Below are 22,327 nucleotides of genomic sequence, written 5' to 3'. Positions count from 1 at the left end.
AAGGAGCCTCCGATGTTTGCCAACGATCCCGATCACGCTTCCGGAACCGCGCCCGGACAGAACAGCGCCTTCCTGGAAGAAAAGGCGTTCCGGACACGGACGGTGCTGGTGTTCGGCACCATCACCGACACCACGGCGTCCGAGACGGTGCGGCGCCTGCTGGCGCTGGACTCGGAATCCGACGCGCCCATCAACATGATCGTCTCGTCTCCCGGCGGCCACCTGGAGTCGGGCGACGCGATACACGACGTGGTGCGCTTCATCGACGCGCCGGTCAACATGATAGGCACCGGCTGGGTGGGCAGCGCCGCCACCCATCTCTACCTCGGCGCGCCCCGCGCGCGGCGTTTCTGCCTGCCCCAGACCCGCTTCCTGATCCACCAGCCCAGCGGCGGCATGGGCGGCACGGCCAGCGACGTCGCCATCCACGCGCGCGAGATCGTCAAGGCGCGCGAACGCATCGCCCGCGTCATCGCGCGCGAAAGCGGGCAGGCCCTGGAGCGGGTGCTGGCGGACATCGAACGCGACCACTGGATGCCGGCGGAAGAAGCCGTGGCCTATGGGCTGGTCTCCCGCATCATCGAGAAACGTGGAGACCTGGCCTAGGCCCTTCCCCTTGGAAGAAGCCCCACGCAGATCCTAGAACGCGGCCTGCAGCGCGATCTCGCCGCGCGTGCCGGCCATGCCCGGAAACAGCCGCCGGGCCGCCGCGTCGGTTCCATGCAGGGTCAGCCGCAACTCGAAGGGAGGCTTGAACGCCCACACCGCGCCCACCGAGGCGTGGGTGTAGCTGTCGGCATACGCGTCATCCAGGAAATAGCGGGCCAGCGCGGCTTCGACACGCCACGCATGGCCCAGGGGATGACGCGCCCCCAGCAGCGCATACGTGCCGGCCGTGCGGCTGGCCATGGCATTGTTCGAATGCCCCAGCGCCAGCCAGTAGCGATCGCGCCACGTCACGGCGAAATTGACTTCGTTCCAGTTCGGATGCCCCTGCGTCGACGGATACTGGTAACGGAGGAAATAGGCATCGAGCGCCCAGTCCGGCGCGAGCCTTCCTGCCCAGCCGGCGGCGAGGTCGAACTCGGCGTAGGCGCCGTTGTCGGGCTTGAATTTCACCGTGGACCCCCACGCCGAGGCATACAGCCCCGATTCGTGGGCGTATCGGACGCCGGCCTGCACGGCGGGGCGCTCCCGCGTTTGCGACGACCCCCGCCACACATAGTCGGAGGTCAGGGCCGCGCTGCCCGTCCACTGCGCACGGGCATCGCCCGGCAAGACGGCCAGCAAGGCCGCGGAACCCAGGACGGCAAGGCTGCCGCGGGAAAGAACAAGGATGAGCCGCATGTTTTCCACTTGAAAAGGGTGATAGACATGATCGGCCACCAGTATTCCGAAAAGCGTATAAATTCCTCGTTCAAAAACCGGGGAGCGCCGTATATTTTCCGTAAACGTGCCCGCCCGCGACGGCGGGCTCAGCCACCGCGGTAATACCGCTGCGGGACGAACGGCATGCGGACCACTTCGACCGGCACGGCCTTGCCGCGCACCATCGCTTGCAGGACGGTTCCCGGCTGTGCAAGACCGGTGTTCACATAGCCCATCGCGCAGGGTGCGTTGAGCGTCGGGCCGAAGCCGCCGCTGGTCACCGATCCGGCCGGATGGCCATGTTCGTCAAGCAGTACGGCGCCTTCACGCACCGGCGTGCGCTCGCGCGGCAGCAGCCCGACGCGCTTGCGGTCCACGCCCTGTTCGATCTGCGCCTGGATCGTCTCGTCCCCCGGGTAGCCGCCCGCCCGGGCGCCCGCGGCCCGGCGCGCCTTCGAGATCGCCCAGAGCAGGCTGCTCTCGACGGGGGTGGTCGCGGCGTCGAGATCATGGCCATAAAGGCACAGGCCGGCCTCGAGTCGCAGCGAATCCCGCGCTCCCAGGCCCACCGGCCTGACTTCCTCGTGCCCGAGCAGTTCCCGGGCCAATGGCTCGGCGGCATCGGCGGGAACCGAAATTTCGTAGCCATCCTCGCCGGTGTAGCCGGAGCGGCTGACCAGGCACTCGACGCCCAGCAATTCCACGGTGGCGACCGACATGAAGAGCAGCGAGGCGAGCTCGGGCGCCAGGCGGGCCATCACCTGCGCGGCCGCCGGTCCCTGGATCGCCAGCAAGGCGCGATCGGACAGCACCTCGACGCCGCAGCGCTCGCCGATGCGGTGGCGCAGGTATTCGATGTCCTGCTCCTTGCAGGCCGCGTTGACGACGAGGACCAGCGAATCGCCGGCGTTGGCCACCATCAGGTCGTCCATCACTCCGCCGCGCTCGTTGGTGAACATGGCGTAGCGCTGCTGGCCTGCGGGCAGATCGACGATGTCGACGGGCACGAGGGTCTCGAGCGCCGCGGCCGCCTGCGGCCCGGACAGGCGGATCTGACCCATGTGCGATACGTCGAACAAACCTGCCCTGGCCCGCGTATGAAGATGTTCCTTCAGGATCCCGTCGCGGTACTGGAGCGGCATCGCGTACCCCGCGAAGGGGACCATGCGTGCCCCGAGCTCGAGGTGCAGGTCATGCAGGGGCGTCTGCGCCAGGGGCGCAAGAGCGGATTCAGTCATTCATCGGTTCCCAATCAGCACTCGATCACGTTGACGGCCAGCCCGCCGCGGGCCGTCTCCTTGTACTTGACCTTCATGTCGGCGCCGGTCTCGCGCATGGTCTTGATGACCCTGTCCAGCGACACGCAGTGGCTGCCATCGCCCTGGAGCGCGATGCGCGCGGCATTGATGGCCTTGACCGCCCCCATCGCGTTGCGCTCGATGCAAGGCACCTGGACCAGTCCCCCGACCGGATCGCAGGTCAGGCCAAGGTTGTGCTCCATGCCGATTTCCGCCGCATTCTCGACCTGCCGCGGCGTGGCTCCCAGCACTTCCGCCAGCCCGCCGGCGGCCATCGAGCATGCGACGCCCACCTCGCCCTGGCAGCCCACCTCCGCGCCCGATATCGAGGCGTTCTGCTTGTACAGCATGCCGATGGCCGCGGCAGTGAGCAGGAAGCGGACGACGCCGTCGGACGTGGCGCCCGGAACGAAGCGCATGTAGTAGTGCAGCACCGCGGGCACGATACCGGCCGCGCCGTTCGTTGGCGCCGTCACGACTCGTCCGCCGCTGGCGTTCTCTTCGTTCACGGCCAAGGCATAAAGATTGACCCAGTCGATCACGGACAGAGGATCGCGCAGGCCGGCTTCCGGCTGGCTCGTCAGTTTCCGGTACATCTCGGCGGCGCGACGCTTGACGCGCAAGCCGCCGGGCATCACCCCTTCCTTGCGACAACCGCGCCGCACGCACTCCTCCATCGTGCTCCAGATCCGCAGCAGGGCCGCGCGTGTTTCCTCCTCGGGCCGCCAGGCTTCCTCGTTCTTCATCATCAGCGCGCTGATCGGCAGTCCGGTCTGCCGGCAGTGCGCCAGCAGCGCGTCGGCGGTATCGAACGGGTATGCCAGCGGCCGGTCGTCCGCCACGATCGGCGAACCCTCGGCCACCGACTCGTCGAGCACGAAACCGCCCCCCACCGAGTAGTACACGCGCGACCGCAACACCTCGCCCGCCTCGTCGAACGCCGTGAACCGCATGCCGTTCGGATGAAACGGCAGGCTTTCCCGCCGATGCAGGACGAGATCGGTCTTCTCGTCGAACCGGATCTGGTGCACGCCCAGCACGTTCACGCGCCTGTGCTCGCGGATGGCGGCCAGCCGGTCCGGGATGCTTTCCGTATCGACCCGCTCGGGCTCCTCGCCTTCGATGCCGAGCAGGACCGCCACGTCCGAGGCGTGTCCCCTGCCCGTGGCCCCCAGCGACCCGTACAGCTCGGCCCGGATACGGCACACCCGCTCGAGCAGGCCCAAGTTTCGCAGGCCGTCCGCGAACTTCAGGCCCGCCTTCATCGGCCCCACCGTATGGGAACTCGACGGCCCGATTCCGATCTTGAAGATGTCGAGGGCGCTCACCGACATGGAACTCTCCCGGGCACGCTAACCGCGGTCGGCAAGCGATTGCCTGGCCGGGGCGCCTGCCTGGCCGCCTTCGTAGTCGGACATCGGGGGGCACGAGCAGACCAGGTTGCGGTCTCCGTAGACGTTGTCCACCCTGCCCACCGGCGGCCAGTACTTGGACTGCCGCAGCGACGGCACGGGGTACGCGGCCTGCTCGCGCGAGTAGGGCCTGGTCCACTCGCTCGCAACGACGTCCAGGGCCGTGTGCGGCGCGTTCTTCAGCGGATTGTCATCGCGGCCGAAGGCCCCGCGCTCCACCGCGTCGATTTCCTCGCGGATGCATATCATGGCATCGCAGAAACGATCCAGTTCGGCCTTGGGTTCGCTTTCGGTCGGCTCGATCATCAAGGTGCCCGGCACCGGGAACGACATGGTCGGCGCATGGAACCCGAAGTCGATGAGCCGCTTGGCGACGTCTTCCGCCGAGACGCCGGTCCTGTCCTTGATCGGACGCAGATCGATGATGCACTCGTGGGCGACCATGCCGTGCACGCCCGTATACAGGATCGGATAATGCGGCGCCAGCCGCCGGGCGATGTAGTTGGCGCTGAGGATGGCGACCTCGGTGGCGCGCTTCAAGCCGTCCGCGCCCATCAGCGCAATATAGGCCCAGGTGATCGGCAGGACGCTCGCGCTGCCCCACGGAGCAGCGCTGACGGCGCCTTCCGTGCGCCGCTCGAACCGGCGGTGTCCCGGCAGGAAGGGCGCCAGGTGGGCCTTGACGCCTATCGGCCCGACGCCGGGCCCGCCGCCGCCGTGCGGAATGCAGAAGGTCTTGTGCAGGTTGAGATGGGACACGTCGCCGCCATAGGCCCCCGGCAGCGCCAGGCCGACCTGGGCATTCAGGTTGGCGCCGTCGATATAGACCTGGCCGCCATGCTCGTGGACGATGGCGCAGACCTCGGCCACCTCCTCTTCGAACACGCCATGTGTCGACGGGTACGTGATCATGATGGCCGCGAGGTCGGCCACATGCTGCGACGCTTTTTTCCGCAGGTCTTCGAGGTCGACGTTGCCGTTCTCGTCGCACGCGACGACCACCACCTTCATGCCGACCATCTGCGCCGATGCCGGATTCGTTCCGTGCGCCGACGAGGGGATCAGGCACACGTTGCGGTGCCCTTCCCCACGGCTCGCGTGCCAGCCGCGTATCGCCAGCAGGCCGGCGTACTCGCCTTGCGCACCGGAGTTCGGCTGCAGGCTGAAGGCGTCGTACCCGGTGCACGCGCACAACATCTGCTCCAGTTCGGTCACCAGTTGCAGATAGCCCCGGGCCTGCTCGATGGGAGCGAAGGGATGCAGGCCGCCGAACTCTTTCCACGTCACCGGAATCATTTCGGTGGTGGCGTTCAGCTTCATCGTGCATGATCCCAGCGGGATCATCGTACGGTCCAGGGCGAGGTCCTTGTCGGCGAGGCTGCGCAGGTAGCGCAGCAGATCCGTCTCGCTGTGATAGGTGTTGAAGACGGGATGGGTCAGGAAGGCCGACGTGCGTTGCAACGCTTCCGGGAACCGGTCGTCGGTGCCGGCCTCGATCGCCTCGAACCCCGGCGCCCGCAGTCCGGCGGGAGCGAACGCCGCCCACAGGGCTTCCACTTCCGGCACGCCGCTGGTCTCATCCAGCGAAATGCCCACGTGGGCGTCGTCGATCTCGCGCAGGTTGATCCCGCGCGCCCGCGCGGCCTGGTGGATCTCGTCCGTGCGGCGGCCCGTCCTTACCGTGATCGTGTCGAAGAACACGTGCGTCGGCACCTCCAGGTCCAGCTCGCGCAAGCCCCGGGCCAGCGTGGCCGCAAGTCGGTGGACGCGCCGCGCGATCGTCGCCAGGCCGCTCGGCCCATGATACGAGGCGTACATCGCGGCCATCATGGCCAGCAAGGCCTGCGCCGTGCAGATGTTGCTCGACGCCTTCTCGCGCCGGATGTGCTGCTCGCGCGTCTGCAAGGCGAGCCTGTACGCCTTGCGTCCCTGCGCGTCCACCGACACGCCGATGAGGCGGCCGGGCATCTCGCGCTTGTACGCCTCGCGCGTGGCGAAGTACGCCGCGTGCGGGCCGCCGAAGCCCAGCGGCACGCCGAACCGCTGCGCCGATCCGACCACGACGTCGGCCCCGCACTCCCCGGGCGGGCGCAGCAGCGTCAAGGCAAGCAGATCCGCGGCCACCGCAAGCAGCGCGCCCTTCGCATGCGCCTGATCGGCGATGCTGGCCAGGTCTCCGACCTCGCCGCTGGTTCCGGGGTATTGAAGCAGGACGCCGAAACAGTCCACGGCCGCGAGGTCCGTGCGCTCGTCGCCCACGATCACCTCGATACCCAGCGGCTCGGCGCGCGTGCGGACGACGTCCAGCGTCTGGGGATGGCAATCGCCGGATACGAAGAAACGGTTGGCCTTGTTCTTGGCCAGGCGCCGGCAGAAGGTCATCGCCTCCGCCGCCGCCGTCGCCTCGTCCAGCAGCGAAGCGTTGGCGATGTCCATCCCCGTGAGGTCGCTCACCATCGTCTGGAAATTCAGCAGGACTTCGAGCCTGCCCTGCGAGATCTCGGGCTGGTAGGGCGTATAGGCCGTGTACCACGACGGATTCTCGAGCAGATTGCGCAGGATGACCGTCGGCGTGTGGCAGTCGTAGTAGCCTTGGCCGATGCAGGACTTCATCACCCGGTTCCCGGCCGCGATGCGCTTGAGGTCTTCCAGCACCCGGGGTTCGCTACGCGGCTGGCCGAGCGCCAGCGGCGACCGCGCAAGGATCGAAGCGGGGACCACCTTCTCTATCAGCTCGCCCATCGATGCGAGTCCGAGCGAGCCCAGCATCTCGGCCTGGTCGGCCGCGGAAGGTCCGATATGGCGGCCGATGAAATCGTCCGCCTGGGTCAGCCCGGCATAGGGGATACGGCGTGCGGTGTCGGTTGCGTGCTTGGTCATGAAGCTTCCTCTGTTCGTGCCGGTCCGTCCTCAGCCCTCGATGAGCCGGGCATAGGCTTGCGCGGTCAGCAGCCCGTCCAGCCTCGGCGCTTCGTCGGGCGCGAGCTTCACGAACCAGCCGCTGCCCAGCGGATCGCTGTTGACTTTGCCGGGATCCTGCACGATTGCCTCGTTGACCGCGACGACGGTGCCGGACAGCGGCGCCTTGATGTCGCCGGCCGCCTTGACCGATTCGATCACCGCAAGCTCGTCGCCGGCATCGTAGTGCGAGCCGACGGCGGGAAGCTGAACGAACACCAGGTCACCGAGCGCCGATTGCGCGTGATCCGTGATACCGACGACGACGCCGCCGTCCGCATCCGGCCGGAGCCATTCGTGGTCCTCCGTGAAGCGGACTGCATCGGTCTGGATGGACATGCGAACCTCCGGGGCGGATAAAGCAAATCATTCTGCTAACCGGTACCCGGGTGGTCAAACGATCTATACTGGGGCATCCATTAGTCCGAGTGCGTGCAAGGAACCAAGAGTGCGGCGGAGACACCTCAACAGCTCCGTAATGGCCTGGCTGCGCTGCTTCGAGGCGGCCGCCCGCGCCGGCAGCTTCACGCAGGCGGCTTCCGAACTGTCCCTTACCCAGGGCGCGATCAGCCAGCAGGTTCGTGAGCTGGAAGACCGGCTGGGCGTCGTGCTTTTCCGCCGCCTGCCGCGCCAACTGGTGCTTACCAGCGAAGGCGAGAAACTCCGCGAAACCGTCACGACCGCCCTGGACCAGCTCGAACTGGCCCTGTCGCGGCTGCAGGACCGGCGCACCGACGGCTCGCTGGTGCTGAGCTGCTATTCGTCCTTCGCGCTGCTCTGGCTCATGCCGCGCATCGGCGCGTTCTACCGCGAGTACCCCGAGATCGATCTGCGCGTGTCCGCCGAATTCCATGTGCTGGAGATGGCGACGGTGCTCAGGGAGGAGATCGATGCCGCGATCCGCTACGACCTGGGCGAATATCGCGACCTGGAATCCGTCCATCTGCTGGACGAATATCTGCTTCCCGTCGCCAGTCCGGATTTCGTGGAAGCGCATCCGGCGCTGCGCACCCCCTCCGACCTGGACGGTTCCATGCTGCTGCACGACGCGGTGGCCTGGCCAGGCGCCTCGGCCGATGCGGAATGGCGGTACTGGCTGGACACGGTCGGCGCCGACAGGGTGTCCATCACCCAGGGCAGGCGCTTCAACATGGCGCAGTTGGCCGTGGAAGCCGCCCTGAACGGCCAGGGCATCGCCATCGGACGCCTGGCCCTGGTCATCGATCACTTGCGGGAAGGTCGCCTGGTGCCGCTGTTCGGGCGCGCGGTACGCTCGCCGGCCGCGTACCGCCTGGTACACGTCGCCCAGCCGCCGCCGCGCGTGGATGCGCTGGCGCATTGGTTGAAGCAGGAAACCAGCCGCTTCCGCCAAGGCCGCGACGACTACCTCGCCCCGCTGTCGCCGGCCAGCCGATAAGGCTTCCAGGGCCTGCTCCGGATGGACAGGGAGGGTCCCGAAACGAAAAAAGGAGCCGCAAGGCTCCTTTTTTACACTCCATGGAAGGGCTTTCCATGGATCTCGAATTGGAGCGGGAAACGAGTCTCGAACTCGCGACCTCAACCTTGGCAAGGTTGCGCTCTACCAACTGAGCTATTCCCGCATTTTCGCCGCCGTTCGCACCGCCCAAAAACCGGCGCGCATAGCGAAGAAGCGAGACTATACACTATTTTTTTCTTCGTTGTCACACGGCGTCGGCGCCCCCCCCCTTCAGATCGCCGCCAGCAGCGTCTCCCTGGCTGCCGCGAGCCGTTCGTCGTCAAGGAATGCCGTCGCCTGCAGCGGCAGGAAATGCAGAGAGGTCAAGCCTATGCAACCGAGCGCGGCCCGCAGGTAGGGAGTAAGGAAATCCGGCTGGTTGGCGCCCTCGCCCGTGAACACGCCCCCGGAGGCAATGCCGATGAATACGGGCCGGTCTCGCAACAGGCCCGCCTTTCCCGTGCGCGAGGACGAAAACGTACGGCCGATGCGCAGGATCTGGTCGATCCACGCCTTGAGCACCGATGGCACCGTGAAGTTGTTCATCGGCGTGCCGATGACCAGGATGTCGGCCGCCTCCACTTCCTGGATCAGTTGCTCCGACAGGCGCATCGCGCCATTCGCCAGCCCCGCCGCCATGGCCCCGGGGGACGACAGCGCGGTCGCGTAGCCGGGCTCGGCGTGCGGCAGTGGCTCCATGCCCAGATCGCGGCGCACCACGATCGCATCGGGATGCTTGGCGCGCATGCGAGCGACGATGGCGGCCGAGAGCCGGCGGCTGTGCGACGCGGATCTCGGGCTGCAATCGACATGCAGTATTTTTTTCATGGTCCGCCCTGCCGCCCTCTATTGCCGCATGCCGATCGCCAACCGGTTGAATGCGCTCATCAGGGCGATGGCAAAGCAAAGGTCGGCGATCTCGGCGTCGCTGAAGTGCTGCTTGAGCGGCTCGTAGTCTTCGTCCGGGGCATGTGTCCGGTCCACGTGCGTGAGCGACTCCGTCCAGGCCAGCACCGCGCGTTCGCGCTCGGTGAAATGGCCGCTCACGCGCCAGCCGGCCAGGGCATCCAGCCTGGCCTCGGGCATGCCGCCGGCGCGCAGTGCTTTCGCGTGCATTTCCAGGCAGAAGGCGCAGCCGTTGATCTGGGACATGCGCAGCCAGACCAGGTCGATCAACGGTTTGCCGAGGCTGCTTTTCTCCAGCGCCTTCTTGGTGGCAATCAGCCCCTGGTAGGCTTCGGGAGAAAGCGTCCAATAGGACAGGCGAAGAGTGCTCATGGAAGATCTCCAATAGGGAAAAAGGAAGAAGGACGGCGCGGCGTCCGCCCTGGCGCGACCTATAGCGGCTGGCAGAAGTGCATGCCCTTGGACAGCAGCCCATGGCGGAAATAGAACCGCTGCCCCAGCGCGTTGCCCAGCCCCGTGTCGAGCACGAAATGCGCGCACGCCTGTCGCCGCGCTTCGTCGCGCACGGCCTCGATCAATTGGCCTCCCACGCCGTGGCGCCGGGCATCCGCCGTCACCACCAGGTCGTCGACATAGAGGAAACGGCCATAGATCAGGTTCTCCTGCATGCGATAGCCCGCCAGCCCCTTGACCTCGCCGCCCTGCCACGCGGCTAGCAGGCGATATCCCTGCTCGCCCTGGCGCCGCGCCTGCGCGGCGAAGGCGGCGGCATCGGCCAGGTGCGGACGCAGTTCGCGCATGACGGGAAAACCGGCCTGGTAGTCCTGGTCGCTTTCCAGGAGGCTCAATCGAAACGTGCTCATGGGGATGTCCTTGTCGTACAGCCACCAATTTAGGAGAATCATGTCCTATGGAATAGGTGCAAGAATTGAATAAATGAGTGGGACATCGAACATGGACCTGCTGCACCTCAAGCCGAGCCGGGAACAGGGTGCGCCGATCTACCTCCAGTTGTACCGGCGCTACCAGGAGGCGATAGCAAGCGGCAGGCTGCAACCAGGGGACCGGGTACCGTCGGTGCGCAGCCTCGCCAGCGAGCTGGGCCTGGCGCGCGGCACGGTCGAAGTGGCCTACCAGATGCTGGTCGGCGAAGGCTATTTCGTGGCGCGCGGCGCCGCCGGCACGGTCGTCTCCCCGCGGCTGGGAAACCTGGTCGATCCGGGCCGGGCCAAGGCGTCGGCGCCGTCACACGCTCCCTCCCCCCGTCCGCGCGCCCTGGACCATCGCATGCTGCCGTTCCAGCTCGGCGTGCCTGCGCTGGATGCGTTTCCCCGCAAGACCTGGACGCGCCTGGCCGGGCGCACCGTGCGCACCCTGGAAACCGTGGCGATGACCCATCCCGACCCGGCAGGCTACGACCCGCTACGCCGCGCCATTGCCACTTATCTGGGCATTTCGCGCGGCATCGCCTGTGCGCCCGAGCAGGTATTCGTGACGGCGGGCTACCGGGGCGCGCTGGAACTGGTGCGTCGCACCCTGCTGCAGGCGGGAGACCTGGGCTGGTACGAGGACCCCGGATATATCTTCGCCCGGCAATTCCTGGAACGCGCGGGCATGCGGCTGGCGCCGGTGCCCGTCGACGAAGAAGGACTGGACGTGCGCATCGGCCTGCAACGCGCCGCCGATGCGCGGTTCGCGGTAGTGACGCCCACCCACCAAAGCCCGACCGGCGTGGCGCTTTCGCTGCCCCGCCGGCTGGAACTGCTCGAATGGGCCCATCGCCGTCGCGCGTGGATCATCGAGGACGACTACGACAGCGAATTCCGCTACCACGGCCGGCCCCTGCCGGCGCTCAAGAGCCTGGACCGCAACGGGCGGGTGCTTTATACCGGCACCTTCAGCAAAGTGCTGTTCCCCGGACTGCGGCTGGCCTATCTGGTCGTGCCCGCGTCCCAGGCAGACAAGTTCAGGGACATGGTGGACCACCTGCCCGACCCGGGTTCGGTCCTGCCCCAGGCCATGGTGGCCGATTTCATGGAACAGGGCCACTTCGCCCGGCACCTGCGCAAGATGCGCCCCCTGTACGCGGCCAGGCGCGGCTATCTGGCCGATGCGCTGGCGGAGCTGGCGGGAGGCCGCCTGCACGTCCAGCAGCAGGCGGGCGGCATCCATATACTGGCTCGTCTGCTCCCCCGGCAAAGCGACAGGAAGCTGGCCATGGCCGCCCAGGACGAGGGGCTTGCCGTCCAGGCGCTGAACGATTGGCGGATGCGCAAGTCCCCGCAAGGGGGCTTGTTGATGGGGTTCGCCAATTTCGCCACGGCCGGGGAGGCCGCGGCGGCGGTCGGACGGCTGGCGGCGATACTCGAGAACCCGGGCCGCACCTAGGGCCGCCAAGGGTTGCCCGCGTCCTACGGCAACCGGATGCCGCTGCCTCTTATCGTCACCACCTCTCCGAACTCCCTACCCTGCTCGACGTTGGCTTGCACGTCCGGCCACGACCTCTGCGCGCTGGTGATCGCCGCGGCGGCTTTCGGATCCAGCTCGGTCGGCCGCGGCGAGGCGGGCCGGATATCGGCCGACAGCCGTGGCGTTGGCTGAATCAGCGTGTAATTCGAGGCATCCGCGCCGCCCAGTCCGAAGCTGCCCTGCAGCGTCACCGGCTTGCCGGCGCCCGGCTCGGCATCGGCGAACGAGGCCGTCACTCCACGCCCGTCCAGCGCCACGTCGTCGCCCGCCACCACCCCCGACAAGGTTGCGCCCGTCCACGTGGCCGTGGTGGTGCCGTCGTAGGTCTTGTCGTCGGCCGCCACGCCCGCAACGGCCAGCGCCTTGGGCGTTATCGTGTAATCGCCCCCCACGAAACTTATGTCATAGCCCTGCTGGCCGGAATACAGGCCGGACACGCCCAACGTGCGGTTGCCCGCGTTCTTGCCGTCCAGCGCATAGACCGCCGTGCCATCCAGGACCGCCGAGTCGATCGACTGGGTATAGGACCAGCTGGCCGATGTATTGCCATCGTAGACCTTGCTGCCGCCATCGGCCACGGCAACCGTGATCGACGTCAGGAAGGCTCGCAGCAAAGGCGTGGTGCTGCCCTCGTAAATGCGCCAGGCCGTGTCCTCGCCGCACCGGTCGGAAATATTCCAGCCGGCCTCGGTGAACGTGGAGAGCTGCCGAAGTTCGTCCAGCCGCTTGCCTGTCGCGCCCTCGGGATTGCCCCCTCCCGGTCCGTTGTTGATCGGGTTGCCGCCGGCATCGGTGGTGGCGTAGAAGCTGCGGACGATCGTGCCGTCGTTCATGCCCACCAAACCGCCGCGGGCGCCGGTGCCCGTTACCTGGCCTGTCGCATAGGTCTCGGCGATCGCTCCGTTCGAGTTGCGGCCCACCAGGCCGCCGGTGTTGTCGCCGCCCGTCACGGTGCTTGCCGTATAGGCGTTGGCGATCGTGCCGTTCAAGTTATGGCCGACCAGCCCGCCCGTATCGTCGCCGCCCGCCACCGCCCCGGTCGCATAGACGTTGGCGATGGCGCCCTGATTGACGCCTGCCAAGGCGCCGGTATGGCGGCCGCCCGCCACGATGGCATCGGCCAGGCCCAGGTTGCGCACGGCGCTGCCGCTGCCCAGATGGCCGAACAGGCCGACGTAGTCAGCCGTCCGATCGATCCGCAGGCCGCTGATGACGTGGCCCCGCCCGTCGAAAGTGCCGGTGAAGGCCGCGGCGGGGCCTTCGCCGCCATGGGCGCCGATCGGATTGAACCCCTGGCTGCTCCACATGCCCGATGCGCGCGAGCCGTCGGCCACGGACATATCGATGTCGCCGGCCAGCGTGTAACGGGCCGACAAATCCAGGTCCACCAACTGCAACTGGTGGGCGTTGCCGATGGTGGTGGCGTATTCGAACATCAGGAAGGGACGGGTCGAGCCCTCCGCCATGTACCAGTCGTTGCCGAAGCGGAAGGTCCCGTAGCTGGCCTGGCTGAAGGCATCCGCCGTGCGCAGGCCGACGGGTCCGGTACCGACCGAGGAGCCGGAGCAACCGGCTCCGCCGCAACCCTGCGCCTGGCCGGTGGTGTCCATGTCCCAATAACCGCCGATGACGGTCAGGTAGTTGGTGTCTCCGCTCAGGCCGCCGGTGACCCCGCCTGTCACCTTGCCGGTGGCGTACGAATACCATATGGTGCCGTGCTGATAGCTGCCCACCAACCCGCCCGCGGCGGACGCCCCGGTGACGTCGCCGGTCGCGTAGCTGTACCACGACGAGAACGATTCGAAGGCCCCAACCAGTCCGCCGGCATTGCCGCCCCGGACGTTGCCGCTCGCATAGGCGTACCGAAGGGCCGAATTCGCGCCAGCCCCGATCAATCCGCCGACATTGCCGCTGCCTTCGACGTCGCCGGTGGCATACAGATGATCGGCGCTGTAAAAGAGGTAACCGATCAGCCCGCCGACGTTGTCCACGCCGCGTACGTTGCCGGTGGAATAGGCATGGGATACCAGGCCGCCACTGGAGTACCCCACCAGGGCGCCCGTATTGTTGCGACCATACGTCGAGCCGCCCCTCAGGCCCACGTTGCGGACGATGCTGTCCCTGATGATGTAGCCGAACAAACCCACGTTGTCGGTAGCGGGACGATTGATGGTCAGTCCGTCGATCGTGTGGCCCAGCCCATCGAAAACGCCACTGAAACCGAGGCTGCCGTCATTGGTTCCAATAGGAGAGAAGCCGGAGAAACCGCCGCTGCCGTCCGGGTTCCAGCCCGCCGTGGCGCTGGCGTCGATGTCGCGGCCCAGCGCGTAGTGGCCGTCCAGGCCGCCGCCGATGCCCTGCAACTGGGACAGGCTGGCGACGATGGTGTAGGGCGTGCCCTTGATGCTCAGGCTGTTGCCGGTGCCGGTGAAATCCACCCGGCCGAGGCCCGGCATGACGTTCACCGTGCCCGCGGCGACGGCCGTATCGGAACCATTGGCGGTAGCCGGATTCAGCGCCAGGCCGGCGGTGCCGCCGGCGGTCATCGTCGCGTTGATGTTGATGCTATTGGCAGCGGTCAGCGTCAGGGTATTGGCGCTCCACGCGACCGTGTCGTTGACGTTGAGGTTGCCGGTGCCGGCAGCGGCTCCGGTACTGGATTCGATCGTGACATTGCCGTTGCCCAGTTGGGTGCCCAGCGCGACTCCCGTCATGTCGCCGCCGCTGGCGGCGATGGTGAAATCCACCGGATCGATCAGCCAGGTGCCGTTCCGGCCGCTGGCCGCCTTGGTCGTGATGCGGGCATCGTCGGCGATACCCACCCGCGCCGCGCTGGTTTCGATGAAGCCGCCATCGCCCCCGGCCGATGCGCTGGCGTCGAGCGTGCCGGCCACCTCGATGCGATCCTTTTCCATGCCGCCCAGCAGCACGATCCGGCCGTCCCCCCCCGTGGACAGGGTGCGCGCTTCGGTCACGCCCGTGTGGTTGATGACCGTGGACGTCAGCGCGCCGGCCGAGGCCGCCGTCATGTACACCCGCCCGCCGTCCGCGCGGATCGCGCCTCCCTGCTCGATCAGCGCGTCGATCGCCCCTTCGTCCACCTTGATCTTGACCGGCCCGCCCAGGTCCAGCGTGACCTTGTCTCCCGCGCCCAGCAGCACGTTGCCCTTGCCGGCCTCGATGCGGCCCCGGTTGGCCACGCGCGCCGCCACCAGCGCCACCGTGCCGCCGTCAGCGGCGCGGATCGTGCCCTCGTTGACGACGCCGGCGCCGCTGCGGCCTTGCAGGACGTATTTGCCGTCCTGCTCGGCGATGGCGTGCGTGGTGGCGATCAACCCGCCCACGTCCACCTGGGCGGTGGGGCTGAACACGATGCCATTGGGGTTGGACAGGAAGACCTGCCCATTGGCCTTGAGCGCCCCCTGGATCGAACTGACGTCGCTGCCCGTGACCCGGTTGACGGCCACCGAGCTCGCGTCCGGCTGCACGAACCGGACCGAATTGCCGCTGCCGATGGAGAAGCTCGTCCAGTCCATCCCCAGCCTGGCGCTGGACTGGGTGATGGTCATGTCCGGGCCGCTTTGGTGGATGACGCCGGCCCCCGAGGTGACCTGCCCGCCCGTGGGCAGCGGGCCCGCCGCCCACGACGGCACGGCCCCTGCCAGCAAGCAGCCTCCCAGCAATCCCGCCATCAGGCTTGCCTCGGCCAGCCGCCGCAACCGCTGCCCGCCGCGCTTGCCGTGCGACTTCTGGATCTCCGGTACCGCCCCCCAGACACCCCTGGCCTCGCTCCATGCCAGGCGATACGTATGGTTCAGGCTTGCGCGTTTCATAGGTCTCTCTCAAAAGCGATAAACCAGGCTGGCCCATGCCAGCGGCCGCGCGTCACGCGTATCGGATCGCGGCTTGCCCCCGTGCGTGCGCCAGGCCAGGCTCACGTCCACCGTCCACGCCTTCTGCACGGTCGCCCGCAAGCCGAAGCCCGCGCCCGACAACGTCCGGGTGTTCTCGCCCGGCGCCCAAGGATCCTGGTTGACCTTGACCCGGCCTATGTCGAAGAAACCGTAGGGCGTGACGTTGCCGATCGGATAGCGCAGCTCGGTCTGCAGCAGCCAGCCCGAATCGCCGTAGCCTTCGCCGAGCGGATACGCCCGCACCCCGCCCTGCCCCCCCAGCCCGAAGCTTTCTGACGAATGCAGGTTCTTGTTCGCCCACTGCGCCATGAAACGCGCGTACAGGTTGAGGTTCGCCGGCAATTGCTGCAGCCGCGCCACGTCCAGGTTCAACTTGTGGAAATGGCCGTTGCTGCGCGCCGTTGCCTGGTCCACCGCCATCAGGGTCGGCCCCAGGTGCAGCTTGCCCGGCGTCCAGCTCAACTGCCCATAGGTCAGCCCGCCCAGGCCGGCCAGCAGGCTGTCGCGCGCGTCGAAGCGCAGGCTGAACGGCAAGCTGTCGCTGGAGGCCTTGGTACGGCTGTCGGCGGCCTCGATGTCGTCCCTGAGGGTCTTGTGCTAATAGAGCAGTCCGGCGGTCACCCCGCCCCAGGCCGCCCGCCACAGCGGATATGACAGCCCCACCGCGGCGATGTCGGCTCTCCCGGTGGCATTGAGCGACGAGAACTCCTTGCCCAGCTCGTAGCGGGTGTGGGCGAAACGCGCTTCTGCCCGCAAGCCGCTGGTGCCCAGCGGGGCCTCGTAGCCAAGCGCACCCAGCCACATGGTTTCGGTGGTGAGCAAGGCGTCCAGGGTGGCGCGGTCGCCGAAGGTGAACAGGCTGTTGCCCCACAGGCCCAGGCCGGCGCGCCCGGCGCCGGTGTAGCGGTTGCCGTAGTTGTCGACACTGGCCTGGCCGCCCCATTTCCGGGCCATGGCCACGCCGACGTCGAGATCGCCTTCGCCCACAGCCGAGCCCGGCCCCATGACCGGATCGACCGCGACGCCGGGCAGGTCGGACAGCAGGTAGATGCTGCGCTCGAGTTCGCGGCCGCCGATGACCTGGCCGGGCCGCAAGGCCGACAGCCACGGCTGGGCCTGGCCGGCCAGTTCACCCGAGGCCGCGACCCGGCCATAACGCCCTTCCAGCACCTGGATGCGCAAGACGCCGCCCTCCAGCTCCTGGGCCGGAACGAGGGCGCGGGCGAACGGATAGCCGGCACGACGGTAATGATCGGTGATGCGATCCGCCAGGGCCTTCAGGCCGGCCAGATCGTAGCGGCGGCCCGGCGCATCGGCCACCAGCGCCTGGAGTTGCGCGGACGGGATTACGGAATTGCCATCGATGATGATGGAGCTGACGGCAACCTGCGGTCCGCCAGGCGCGGTGGGCTGGACCACGGGCGCATCGAGTCTGAATGCGGGAGGAGTGCCCGGCTGCGGCAGGCGTGGCCGCAGCTCTTGCAAGGTCCGGCCCGCATCGGGCGCCTGCTGGGCTTGGACGGACGCGGCCGGCATGACGGCGGCAAGGCAGGCCGCCAGCGGCAGCGCGGCGGCAATGATGAGATGGCGAGGGATGATGTGCATTGCTTCCGGGAAGCTCCGTGAGGTCCACGCGTGACCACCTCCGGGCTCGGAAACAACGGATTTGTGTCCCAGGGGGTTATAGCCATCGGATGATGGTAACCCTTATTTGCAGATGATCTCAAACTCCTTCAAAGCAGCTTCGAATTTCAGCCAAGGGAAGCACACCATGAGCATGCCAAGCACCAGCGATGCCGCGCCGCCGCGCCTCAATCCACACGCGCCCCCGAGCTCTTGACCACCTGGGCCCATCGAGGAATTTCCCTGTTCAGGAAAGCGCCGAATTCCTCCGGAGTACTCGTCACGACCTTGGCACCCTGGCTGGCAAGGCTCTCTTGCGCATCTGGCTGACGCAATGCCTTGACGATCGCCTCATTCAACCTGTCGATGATCCTGGCCGGCGTGCCGGCAGGCGCAACGATGCCGAACCATGGCGTCACGTCAAAGCCGGGTAGTACCGATTCGGCCAGCGTCGGCACGCCGGGCAAGGCGTCCAGACGTTGTGTACCCGGCAGCGCCAGCGCGCGCAGCTTGCCTGCGCGCACGTGAGGAGCCGCCACGGCGACCTGGAGGAACATGACCGAAGTCTCGCCGCCCAACAGCGCGGTAGTGGCAGGTCCGTTGCCTTTGTAGGGAATGTGGATCATGTCGATGCCGGCCTGGGTCTTGAATTGCTCCATGGCCAGATGCGAGCCCGTGCCGTTGCCGCCTGAAGCGTAATTGATGCTGCCGGGCCGCTTCTTGGCCAGCGAGATCAGGTCCTGTACCGACCGGATGCCCGAGCCGGCATGGGCCACCAGAACCATGGGACTCTGCGCCGCCAGCGTCACGGGCGCGAAATCCGCCTGCGCCCGGTAAGGAAGCTTGCCGTGCAGGCTCTCGTTGATGGCGAAATCCGGCGCCACCATCAGGATGGTGTATCCATCAGGTTCCGCCTTGGCGACGATATCTGTGCCTATGGTGCTGCCGCCCCCTCCCCGGTTGTCCACGATGACAGGCTGGCCAAGGTCCTGCCCGAGCTTCGTGCCGACGAGGCGAGCCAGAATATCGGTGAACCCACCGGGCGGATACGGCACGACGAAACGGATCGGCCGGTCGGGATACCCGCCTTGCGCAGTGGCGGCATGCGCCAGCGCGGCAAGGCAACAGCCCGCCAAAAGATGTCTCCACATAATCCCTCCTTGCCTTCGATCCCGGCATGCCGACGGCCGGCATGCGCACGGCTTGCCTGCGCCAACGGCGCGGCGTCAATCGCGTTCGTGCTGCCGCTGCTGGCGGCTATCCTTGAACGCGGTTACAGGCGGCATCAGATAGCGCCGCAGGCTGGCGGGATCAGCAGGAGCGGACGCGGGAATCGGCGCCGTACCGGCGATGGTGATGCGCTCCATCAGCCTCCGCTGCGGGTAATAGTCATGCAGCGCCGAATGCTGGACGCCGCGGTTGTCCCAGAAGACCACCATATCCGGCTCCCAATGGTGGCGGTATTGATATTCATGGACAAGCGTCTTGCGATACAGCAATTCGAGCAGGTGGCGGCTCTCATCCTCGGCCATGCCCTTGATGTAGAGCGTGAACTGGGGATTGACGAACAGGACGTTCCGGCCGGTGACGGGATGCGCCGCAACCACCGGGTGCGTCACCGGCGGATAGAGATCCTCGAAACGCCGCATGCGCTCCACGCCTTCGCGAGTATTGGGAAACAAGCCGCGGAACGGCTTGAAGTCATGCACAGCCTCCAGCCCCGACAGGAAATGCTGCATGCGATCGGACAGTCCTTCGTACACCGCGCTCATGCTCGCGAAGGCGGTGTCACCGCCAACCTCGGGAATGATTTTCGAGCACAAGGCCGTGCCCATGGGCGGGCACGCGCGAAAGGTTTCGTCCGTATGCCAGATATCGGTCGGCGCGGGCGGATTGCCTTCCTTGTTGTCGTAGACGATCAGCTCGGGGCTGTCCTCGGCGTTGGTCGAGAACGGATGGACGCTCAGTTCGCCGAAATAGCGGCCGAACCGGAGCAGATCCCCCGACGAGATCTTCTGATCGGGAAACACCAGCACGCCGTGTTCGGCATGAGCGAGCTTCAAGGCGTCGACCGTGGCGGTATCGAGCGGCTTCGACAGATCGATGCCGGTGATCCGCGCCCCCAGGAATACACCGGCGCGCTTGACGCTGAACAACGCGGTCTGGCTTGCCGCCGGAGGCGCAAAAAGCGTTTCGTTCATGGCTATGCATCCATACGTTGGAAGTGAACGGCGGTAGCTGCGCAGCGGTTCGCCTGGAAAGTACGTCCCCATTCTAGGCAGCGCCTATTGTTATGGATACTGAAAATATCTTGGCTTTGAATTCCAAAAAGTTATACTTCGGGGCGCAACGGGAGGACGCCATGTCGTATCACCGACTCAAGCTACGCCACTTGAACGCCCTGCTAGCGGTGACCGAACAAGGAGGCCTGGTGGCGGCCGCTAAGGCGCTGAAGATCACGCAGCCGGCGGTCTCCAAGGCACTGGCCGAACTGGAAGACATCGTCGGCCAGCGCCTGCTGGAACGCACGCGCAAGGGCATCGAACTGACCACCGCGGGCCGCATACTCGTGCGCTATACCGGCAGCGGCATACGCACACTGCGCGAGGGACTGGACAGCATTGCGCAGGCCCGCAGCGCCGATGCGCCCATTCTGGTCATCGGCGTACTGCCCAACGTCGCCGCCACCGTCCTTCCGCCAGCCGTACAGCGCTTTCTGCATGAAGTGCCGAGCGCGCGGGTGCGGGTGCGCACCGGCAGCAACGCCTACCTCATCGGTCTGCTGCGGCAGGGGGAACTGGATGTGGTCATCGGCCGGCTGGCCGAGCCGTCGGACATGCAAGGGTTGAGTTTCGAGTACCTGTATCCCGAACCCGTCGTCTTTGCCGTGCGTCCGGGGCATCCCCTCCTCGCCGCGCCTGCGCTGCGTCTTGCGATGCTCAAGCCCTACCGCATGGTGCTGCCCGACGCGGGCACCCGGCTCAGGGAGGCGGTGGACCAGTTCCTGCTGGCCTCCGGCCTCGGCATGCCAGATCTGGCGATCGAAACCATCGACGTCTCGTTCGGCCGCAGCTTCGTGCTGAACAGCGACGCGATCTGGTGCGCTCCCGTCGGCGTGGTGGAAACGGACGTCTCGTGCGGCACGCTGGTGCGGCTTGCCCTGCCGACGGCTTCGTCGGCAGGGCCGGTAGGCCTGTCCCTGCGTGCCGACCGCCTGCCTTCCGATGCACTGCAGCGCCTGCTCACCGAAATCCGGCTGTCGGCCGCCGAGCGCGTGCCGGCGGTGGACGGCGCGAGGTGGACACCAGGCTGACGCCTCCGCGCATTCGCGGCTGAGCCGATGTGAAATTCTTTTCGCAGCTTGACGGATAACCTACCTACTAGTAGATTGACGACACATTGGGCGTCGACACGGAGGTTTGGAGATGTCCAGCCCGCCCCCCAGCGGTTTGACGGAACTTGCCATGAACGAAGACCTTTCCCCCAAGGCGGCCGAGATTGCCGCGCATGCGCGATCGTTGATTGAAGCCGGCGGCTACAACAGCTTCAGCTATGCCGACATTTCCGATCGGGTGCATATCAGCAAAGCCAGCATCCATCACCATTTCCCCAGCAAGGCGGAGTTGGTCCGGGTCGTAGTGGCACGGTATCGCGAGGAAGCACGGGAAGGCATGGTTGCGCTCGATCGGCAGCTCGCGGATCCATTGGCGGAGCTCAACGCCTACGTGGATTATTGGTCCGCGTGCATCCGCGGCGGCACTTCCTCGTTCTGCATTTGCGCGCTGCTGGCCGTCGAATTGCCGACGATCCCCAAAGAGATTGCGGCTGAAGTCCAAGGACACTTCCAGGATCTGGCTGCGTGGCTCACATCGCTGCTCAAGAAGGGAGTGGCCAAGGGACAGTTCCGCCTGCAAGGCAGTCCGGCCGTCGAAGCAAAAGCTTTCATGTCGGCGGTACATGGGGCCATGCTTGCCGCCCGGGGCTTCGGCGACCCACAAATCTTCCAGGCACTTGCCCCTCTGGCGGTCAACAGGCTGACTTCAACCGTCTGAACCGGGCGGGAACGGACAGGTGCGCTCTTTTTTTGCCATACCAGTCTACCAACTAGTAGGTAAATATCATTGGCGCCCGACCCGGCGCCGGTCTTTCATCCGTAGCTTGAGAGAGGTTCTCCATGGTTCACTCCATCTCGCCCCTGGGCGCGATCCATACCGCCATCAGTCTGGTGCCCGTCGTTGCAGGCATCCATGGCTTTGCCCGCTATGGCAAGATCGACGCGGCTACGCGTTCCGGCAAGATCTATCTGGTCGGCCTGACGCTATCGGTGATCACATCCTTCGGCATATCCAGCACGGGCGGCTTGAATCGCGGACATGCGTTTGGCCTGCTGGTGCTTCTTGTGGCGTTCGGGGGCCTCTTCGCATCCAGGCCGACTTTCCTGGGCAGGCTCGCCCCGTATCTGTCCGCTTTCGGACTGTCTTTCAGCTTTTTCCTGTCGCTGGTTCCAGGCACCAACGAAACGCTCACCCGCCTGCCCCCTTCGCACCCGCTGGCCGATGGTCCTCAGTCCCCCGCGGTGCTGGCCGTGCTGCTGCTCTGGTTCGGGCTTTTCATCGTAGGATTTGCCGCGCAATGCTGGCTGATCCATGTACGCAACAAGGGCGTGGTCCGTGCATCGACCCGTTCAACTTGAGATGGCGGAAAGGAAGAACGCGGCGTCCATGCGAAGGCCGGGGCATGACGAGGTCGTTGGGGGAGTTTGCCCGTTTCTGGACTGAATCGAACCGGTTTTTGAGGAGGCTCCAATTCTTGAGAAAATGGAGCCATGAGCAAGAACAACAAGTTTTCCCCTGAAGTACGTGAACGTGCGGTACGGCTGGTTCAGGAGCATCGGGACGAATA

The 22,327-nt window shown here is 66.5% G+C and carries 18 protein-coding genes, 1 tRNA gene and 1 pseudogene; 6 read left to right on the top strand and 14 right to left on the bottom strand.

Translation table 11 applies throughout. The features are described 5' to 3' along the window. Positions 1-12: 12 nt before the first annotated feature. Positions 13-606 (top strand): ATP-dependent Clp protease proteolytic subunit, encoded by a 594-nt coding sequence (locus CDO46_RS02235; RefSeq protein ID WP_087836946.1) that lies wholly within the window; start codon positions 13-15, stop codon positions 604-606. 33 nt (positions 607-639) lie between these two features. Here CDO46_RS02235 and CDO46_RS02230 read toward each other — a convergent pair whose 3' ends face one another. The 5 genes from CDO46_RS02230 to gcvH form a co-directional block, all read right to left on the bottom strand. Beyond that, positions 640-1,347, bottom strand: coding sequence for a TorF family putative porin (locus CDO46_RS02230; RefSeq protein WP_087836945.1), 708 nt, complete (start codon positions 1,345-1,347; stop codon positions 640-642). A 128-nt stretch (positions 1,348-1,475) separates the two neighbouring features. Then, positions 1,476-2,606, bottom strand: a complete 1,131-nt coding sequence (gcvT, locus tag CDO46_RS02225) for a glycine cleavage system aminomethyltransferase GcvT (protein WP_087836944.1) — start codon at positions 2,604-2,606, stop codon at positions 1,476-1,478. Between the two features lie 14 nt (positions 2,607-2,620). Further along, a complete protein-coding gene (locus CDO46_RS02220) occupies positions 2,621-4,000 on the bottom strand; it encodes an L-serine ammonia-lyase (RefSeq protein ID WP_087836943.1) in 1,380 nt (459 codons plus the stop codon). Positions 4,001-4,018: 18 nt separating this feature from the next. Then, positions 4,019-6,958, bottom strand: a complete 2,940-nt coding sequence (gene gcvP, locus CDO46_RS02215; RefSeq protein WP_087836942.1) for an aminomethyl-transferring glycine dehydrogenase — start codon at positions 6,956-6,958, stop codon at positions 4,019-4,021. A gap of 30 nt (positions 6,959-6,988) precedes the next feature. Then, the gene (gene gcvH / locus CDO46_RS02210) at positions 6,989-7,375 is read right to left on the bottom strand and encodes a glycine cleavage system protein GcvH (protein WP_087836941.1); all 387 of its coding nucleotides are present in this window, start codon (positions 7,373-7,375) and stop codon (positions 6,989-6,991) included. A 139-nt stretch (positions 7,376-7,514) separates the two neighbouring features. Between gcvH and CDO46_RS02205 the strand changes: the two genes are divergently transcribed. Further along, positions 7,515-8,453, top strand: a complete 939-nt coding sequence (locus CDO46_RS02205) for a LysR substrate-binding domain-containing protein (RefSeq protein ID WP_165962977.1) — start codon at positions 7,515-7,517, stop codon at positions 8,451-8,453. 108 nt (positions 8,454-8,561) lie between these two features. Here the strand turns inward: CDO46_RS02205 and CDO46_RS02200 are convergent. The 4 genes from CDO46_RS02200 to CDO46_RS02185 all read right to left on the bottom strand — a co-directional run bounded on the left by CDO46_RS02200 (position 8,562) and on the right by CDO46_RS02185 (position 10,282). After that, positions 8,562-8,637, bottom strand: a tRNA-Gly gene (locus CDO46_RS02200). A 107-nt stretch (positions 8,638-8,744) separates the two neighbouring features. Next, on the bottom strand, positions 8,745-9,341 hold the full coding sequence (locus CDO46_RS02195) for an FMN-dependent NADH-azoreductase (RefSeq protein WP_087836939.1): 597 nt from the start codon (positions 9,339-9,341) through the stop codon (positions 8,745-8,747). A gap of 18 nt (positions 9,342-9,359) precedes the next feature. Then, a complete protein-coding gene (locus tag CDO46_RS02190; protein ID WP_087836938.1) occupies positions 9,360-9,791 on the bottom strand; it encodes a carboxymuconolactone decarboxylase family protein in 432 nt (143 codons plus the stop codon). A gap of 59 nt (positions 9,792-9,850) precedes the next feature. Beyond that, positions 9,851-10,282 carry a GNAT family N-acetyltransferase gene (locus tag CDO46_RS02185; protein ID WP_087836937.1) on the bottom strand — a complete coding sequence of 144 codons (432 nt, stop codon included), beginning with the start codon at positions 10,280-10,282 and terminating at the stop codon, positions 9,851-9,853. Between the two features lie 91 nt (positions 10,283-10,373). On the opposite strand from CDO46_RS02185, the gene CDO46_RS02180 reads away from it, so the two are divergent. After that, positions 10,374-11,807: a PLP-dependent aminotransferase family protein gene (locus CDO46_RS02180; protein ID WP_087836936.1), complete on the top strand. Its 1,434-nt coding sequence runs from the start codon at positions 10,374-10,376 to the stop codon at positions 11,805-11,807. A gap of 23 nt (positions 11,808-11,830) precedes the next feature. Here the strand turns inward: CDO46_RS02180 and CDO46_RS02175 are convergent, their stop codons facing one another. The 4 genes and pseudogenes from CDO46_RS02175 to CDO46_RS02160 form a co-directional block, all read right to left on the bottom strand. Next, the gene (locus CDO46_RS02175) at positions 11,831-15,721 is read right to left on the bottom strand and encodes a filamentous hemagglutinin N-terminal domain-containing protein (protein ID WP_087836935.1); all 3,891 of its coding nucleotides are present in this window, start codon (positions 15,719-15,721) and stop codon (positions 11,831-11,833) included. 9 nt (positions 15,722-15,730) lie between these two features. Beyond that, positions 15,731-17,338 (bottom strand): annotated as a pseudogene (locus CDO46_RS02170) (ShlB/FhaC/HecB family hemolysin secretion/activation protein). 275 nt (positions 17,339-17,613) lie between these two features. Beyond that, complete coding sequence (locus CDO46_RS02165) at positions 17,614-18,576, bottom strand: tripartite tricarboxylate transporter substrate binding protein (protein WP_087836934.1); 963 nt, start codon at positions 18,574-18,576, stop codon at positions 17,614-17,616. 75 nt (positions 18,577-18,651) lie between these two features. After that, on the bottom strand, positions 18,652-19,626 hold the full coding sequence (locus CDO46_RS02160) for a TauD/TfdA family dioxygenase (protein ID WP_087836933.1): 975 nt from the start codon (positions 19,624-19,626) through the stop codon (positions 18,652-18,654). Between the two features lie 161 nt (positions 19,627-19,787). Here CDO46_RS02160 and pcaQ point away from each other — a divergent pair, with 161 nt between their 5' ends. The 3 genes from pcaQ to CDO46_RS02145 all read left to right on the top strand — a co-directional run bounded on the left by pcaQ (position 19,788) and on the right by CDO46_RS02145 (position 22,118). Beyond that, entirely contained in the window at positions 19,788-20,738 is a 951-nt protein-coding gene (pcaQ, locus tag CDO46_RS02155; protein WP_176400643.1) for a pca operon transcription factor PcaQ, read from the top strand. Positions 20,739-20,889: 151 nt separating this feature from the next. Then, positions 20,890-21,477 carry a TetR/AcrR family transcriptional regulator gene (locus tag CDO46_RS02150; protein ID WP_087836931.1) on the top strand — a complete coding sequence of 196 codons (588 nt, stop codon included), beginning with the start codon at positions 20,890-20,892 and terminating at the stop codon, positions 21,475-21,477. A gap of 122 nt (positions 21,478-21,599) precedes the next feature. Continuing rightward, entirely contained in the window at positions 21,600-22,118 is a 519-nt protein-coding gene (locus CDO46_RS02145) for a hypothetical protein (protein ID WP_087836930.1), read from the top strand. Here the strand turns inward: CDO46_RS02145 and CDO46_RS28480 are convergent. Then, positions 22,110-22,327, bottom strand: a 218-nt coding sequence (locus CDO46_RS28480) for a hypothetical protein (protein WP_217896290.1), incomplete at its 5' end; no start/stop codon positions are given. The genes CDO46_RS02145 and CDO46_RS28480 overlap by 9 nt on opposite strands.

Origin of the sequence: Pigmentiphaga sp. NML030171 (assembly GCF_002188635.1) — a bacterium.
Taxonomy (GTDB): domain Bacteria; phylum Pseudomonadota; class Gammaproteobacteria; order Burkholderiales; family Burkholderiaceae_B; genus Pigmentiphaga; species Pigmentiphaga daeguensis.
This window is presented reverse-complemented; position numbering and strand designations above follow the sequence as displayed.

Coding starts and splice junctions, on each gene's coding strand:
- CDO46_RS02235 (WP_087836946.1), top strand. CDS start 13: ATGTTTGCCAACGATCCCGATCACGCTTCCGGAACCGCGCCCGGACAG.
- CDO46_RS02230 (WP_087836945.1), bottom strand. CDS start 1,347: ATGCGGCTCATCCTTGTTCTTTCCCGCGGCAGCCTTGCCGTCCTGGGT.
- gcvT (WP_087836944.1), bottom strand. CDS start 2,606: ATGACTGAATCCGCTCTTGCGCCCCTGGCGCAGACGCCCCTGCATGAC.
- CDO46_RS02220 (WP_087836943.1), bottom strand. CDS start 4,000: ATGTCGGTGAGCGCCCTCGACATCTTCAAGATCGGAATCGGGCCGTCG.
- gcvP (WP_087836942.1), bottom strand. CDS start 6,958: ATGACCAAGCACGCAACCGACACCGCACGCCGTATCCCCTATGCCGGG.
- gcvH (WP_087836941.1), bottom strand. CDS start 7,375: ATGTCCATCCAGACCGATGCAGTCCGCTTCACGGAGGACCACGAATGG.
- CDO46_RS02205 (WP_165962977.1), top strand. CDS start 7,515: ATGGCCTGGCTGCGCTGCTTCGAGGCGGCCGCCCGCGCCGGCAGCTTC.
- CDO46_RS02195 (WP_087836939.1), bottom strand. CDS start 9,341: ATGAAAAAAATACTGCATGTCGATTGCAGCCCGAGATCCGCGTCGCAC.
- CDO46_RS02190 (WP_087836938.1), bottom strand. CDS start 9,791: ATGAGCACTCTTCGCCTGTCCTATTGGACGCTTTCTCCCGAAGCCTAC.
- CDO46_RS02185 (WP_087836937.1), bottom strand. CDS start 10,282: ATGAGCACGTTTCGATTGAGCCTCCTGGAAAGCGACCAGGACTACCAG.
- CDO46_RS02180 (WP_087836936.1), top strand. CDS start 10,374: ATGGACCTGCTGCACCTCAAGCCGAGCCGGGAACAGGGTGCGCCGATC.
- CDO46_RS02175 (WP_087836935.1), bottom strand. CDS start 15,721: ATGAAACGCGCAAGCCTGAACCATACGTATCGCCTGGCATGGAGCGAG.
- CDO46_RS02165 (WP_087836934.1), bottom strand. CDS start 18,576: ATGTGGAGACATCTTTTGGCGGGCTGTTGCCTTGCCGCGCTGGCGCAT.
- CDO46_RS02160 (WP_087836933.1), bottom strand. CDS start 19,626: ATGAACGAAACGCTTTTTGCGCCTCCGGCGGCAAGCCAGACCGCGTTG.
- pcaQ (WP_176400643.1), top strand. CDS start 19,788: ATGTCGTATCACCGACTCAAGCTACGCCACTTGAACGCCCTGCTAGCG.
- CDO46_RS02150 (WP_087836931.1), top strand. CDS start 20,890: ATGAACGAAGACCTTTCCCCCAAGGCGGCCGAGATTGCCGCGCATGCG.
- CDO46_RS02145 (WP_087836930.1), top strand. CDS start 21,600: ATGGTTCACTCCATCTCGCCCCTGGGCGCGATCCATACCGCCATCAGT.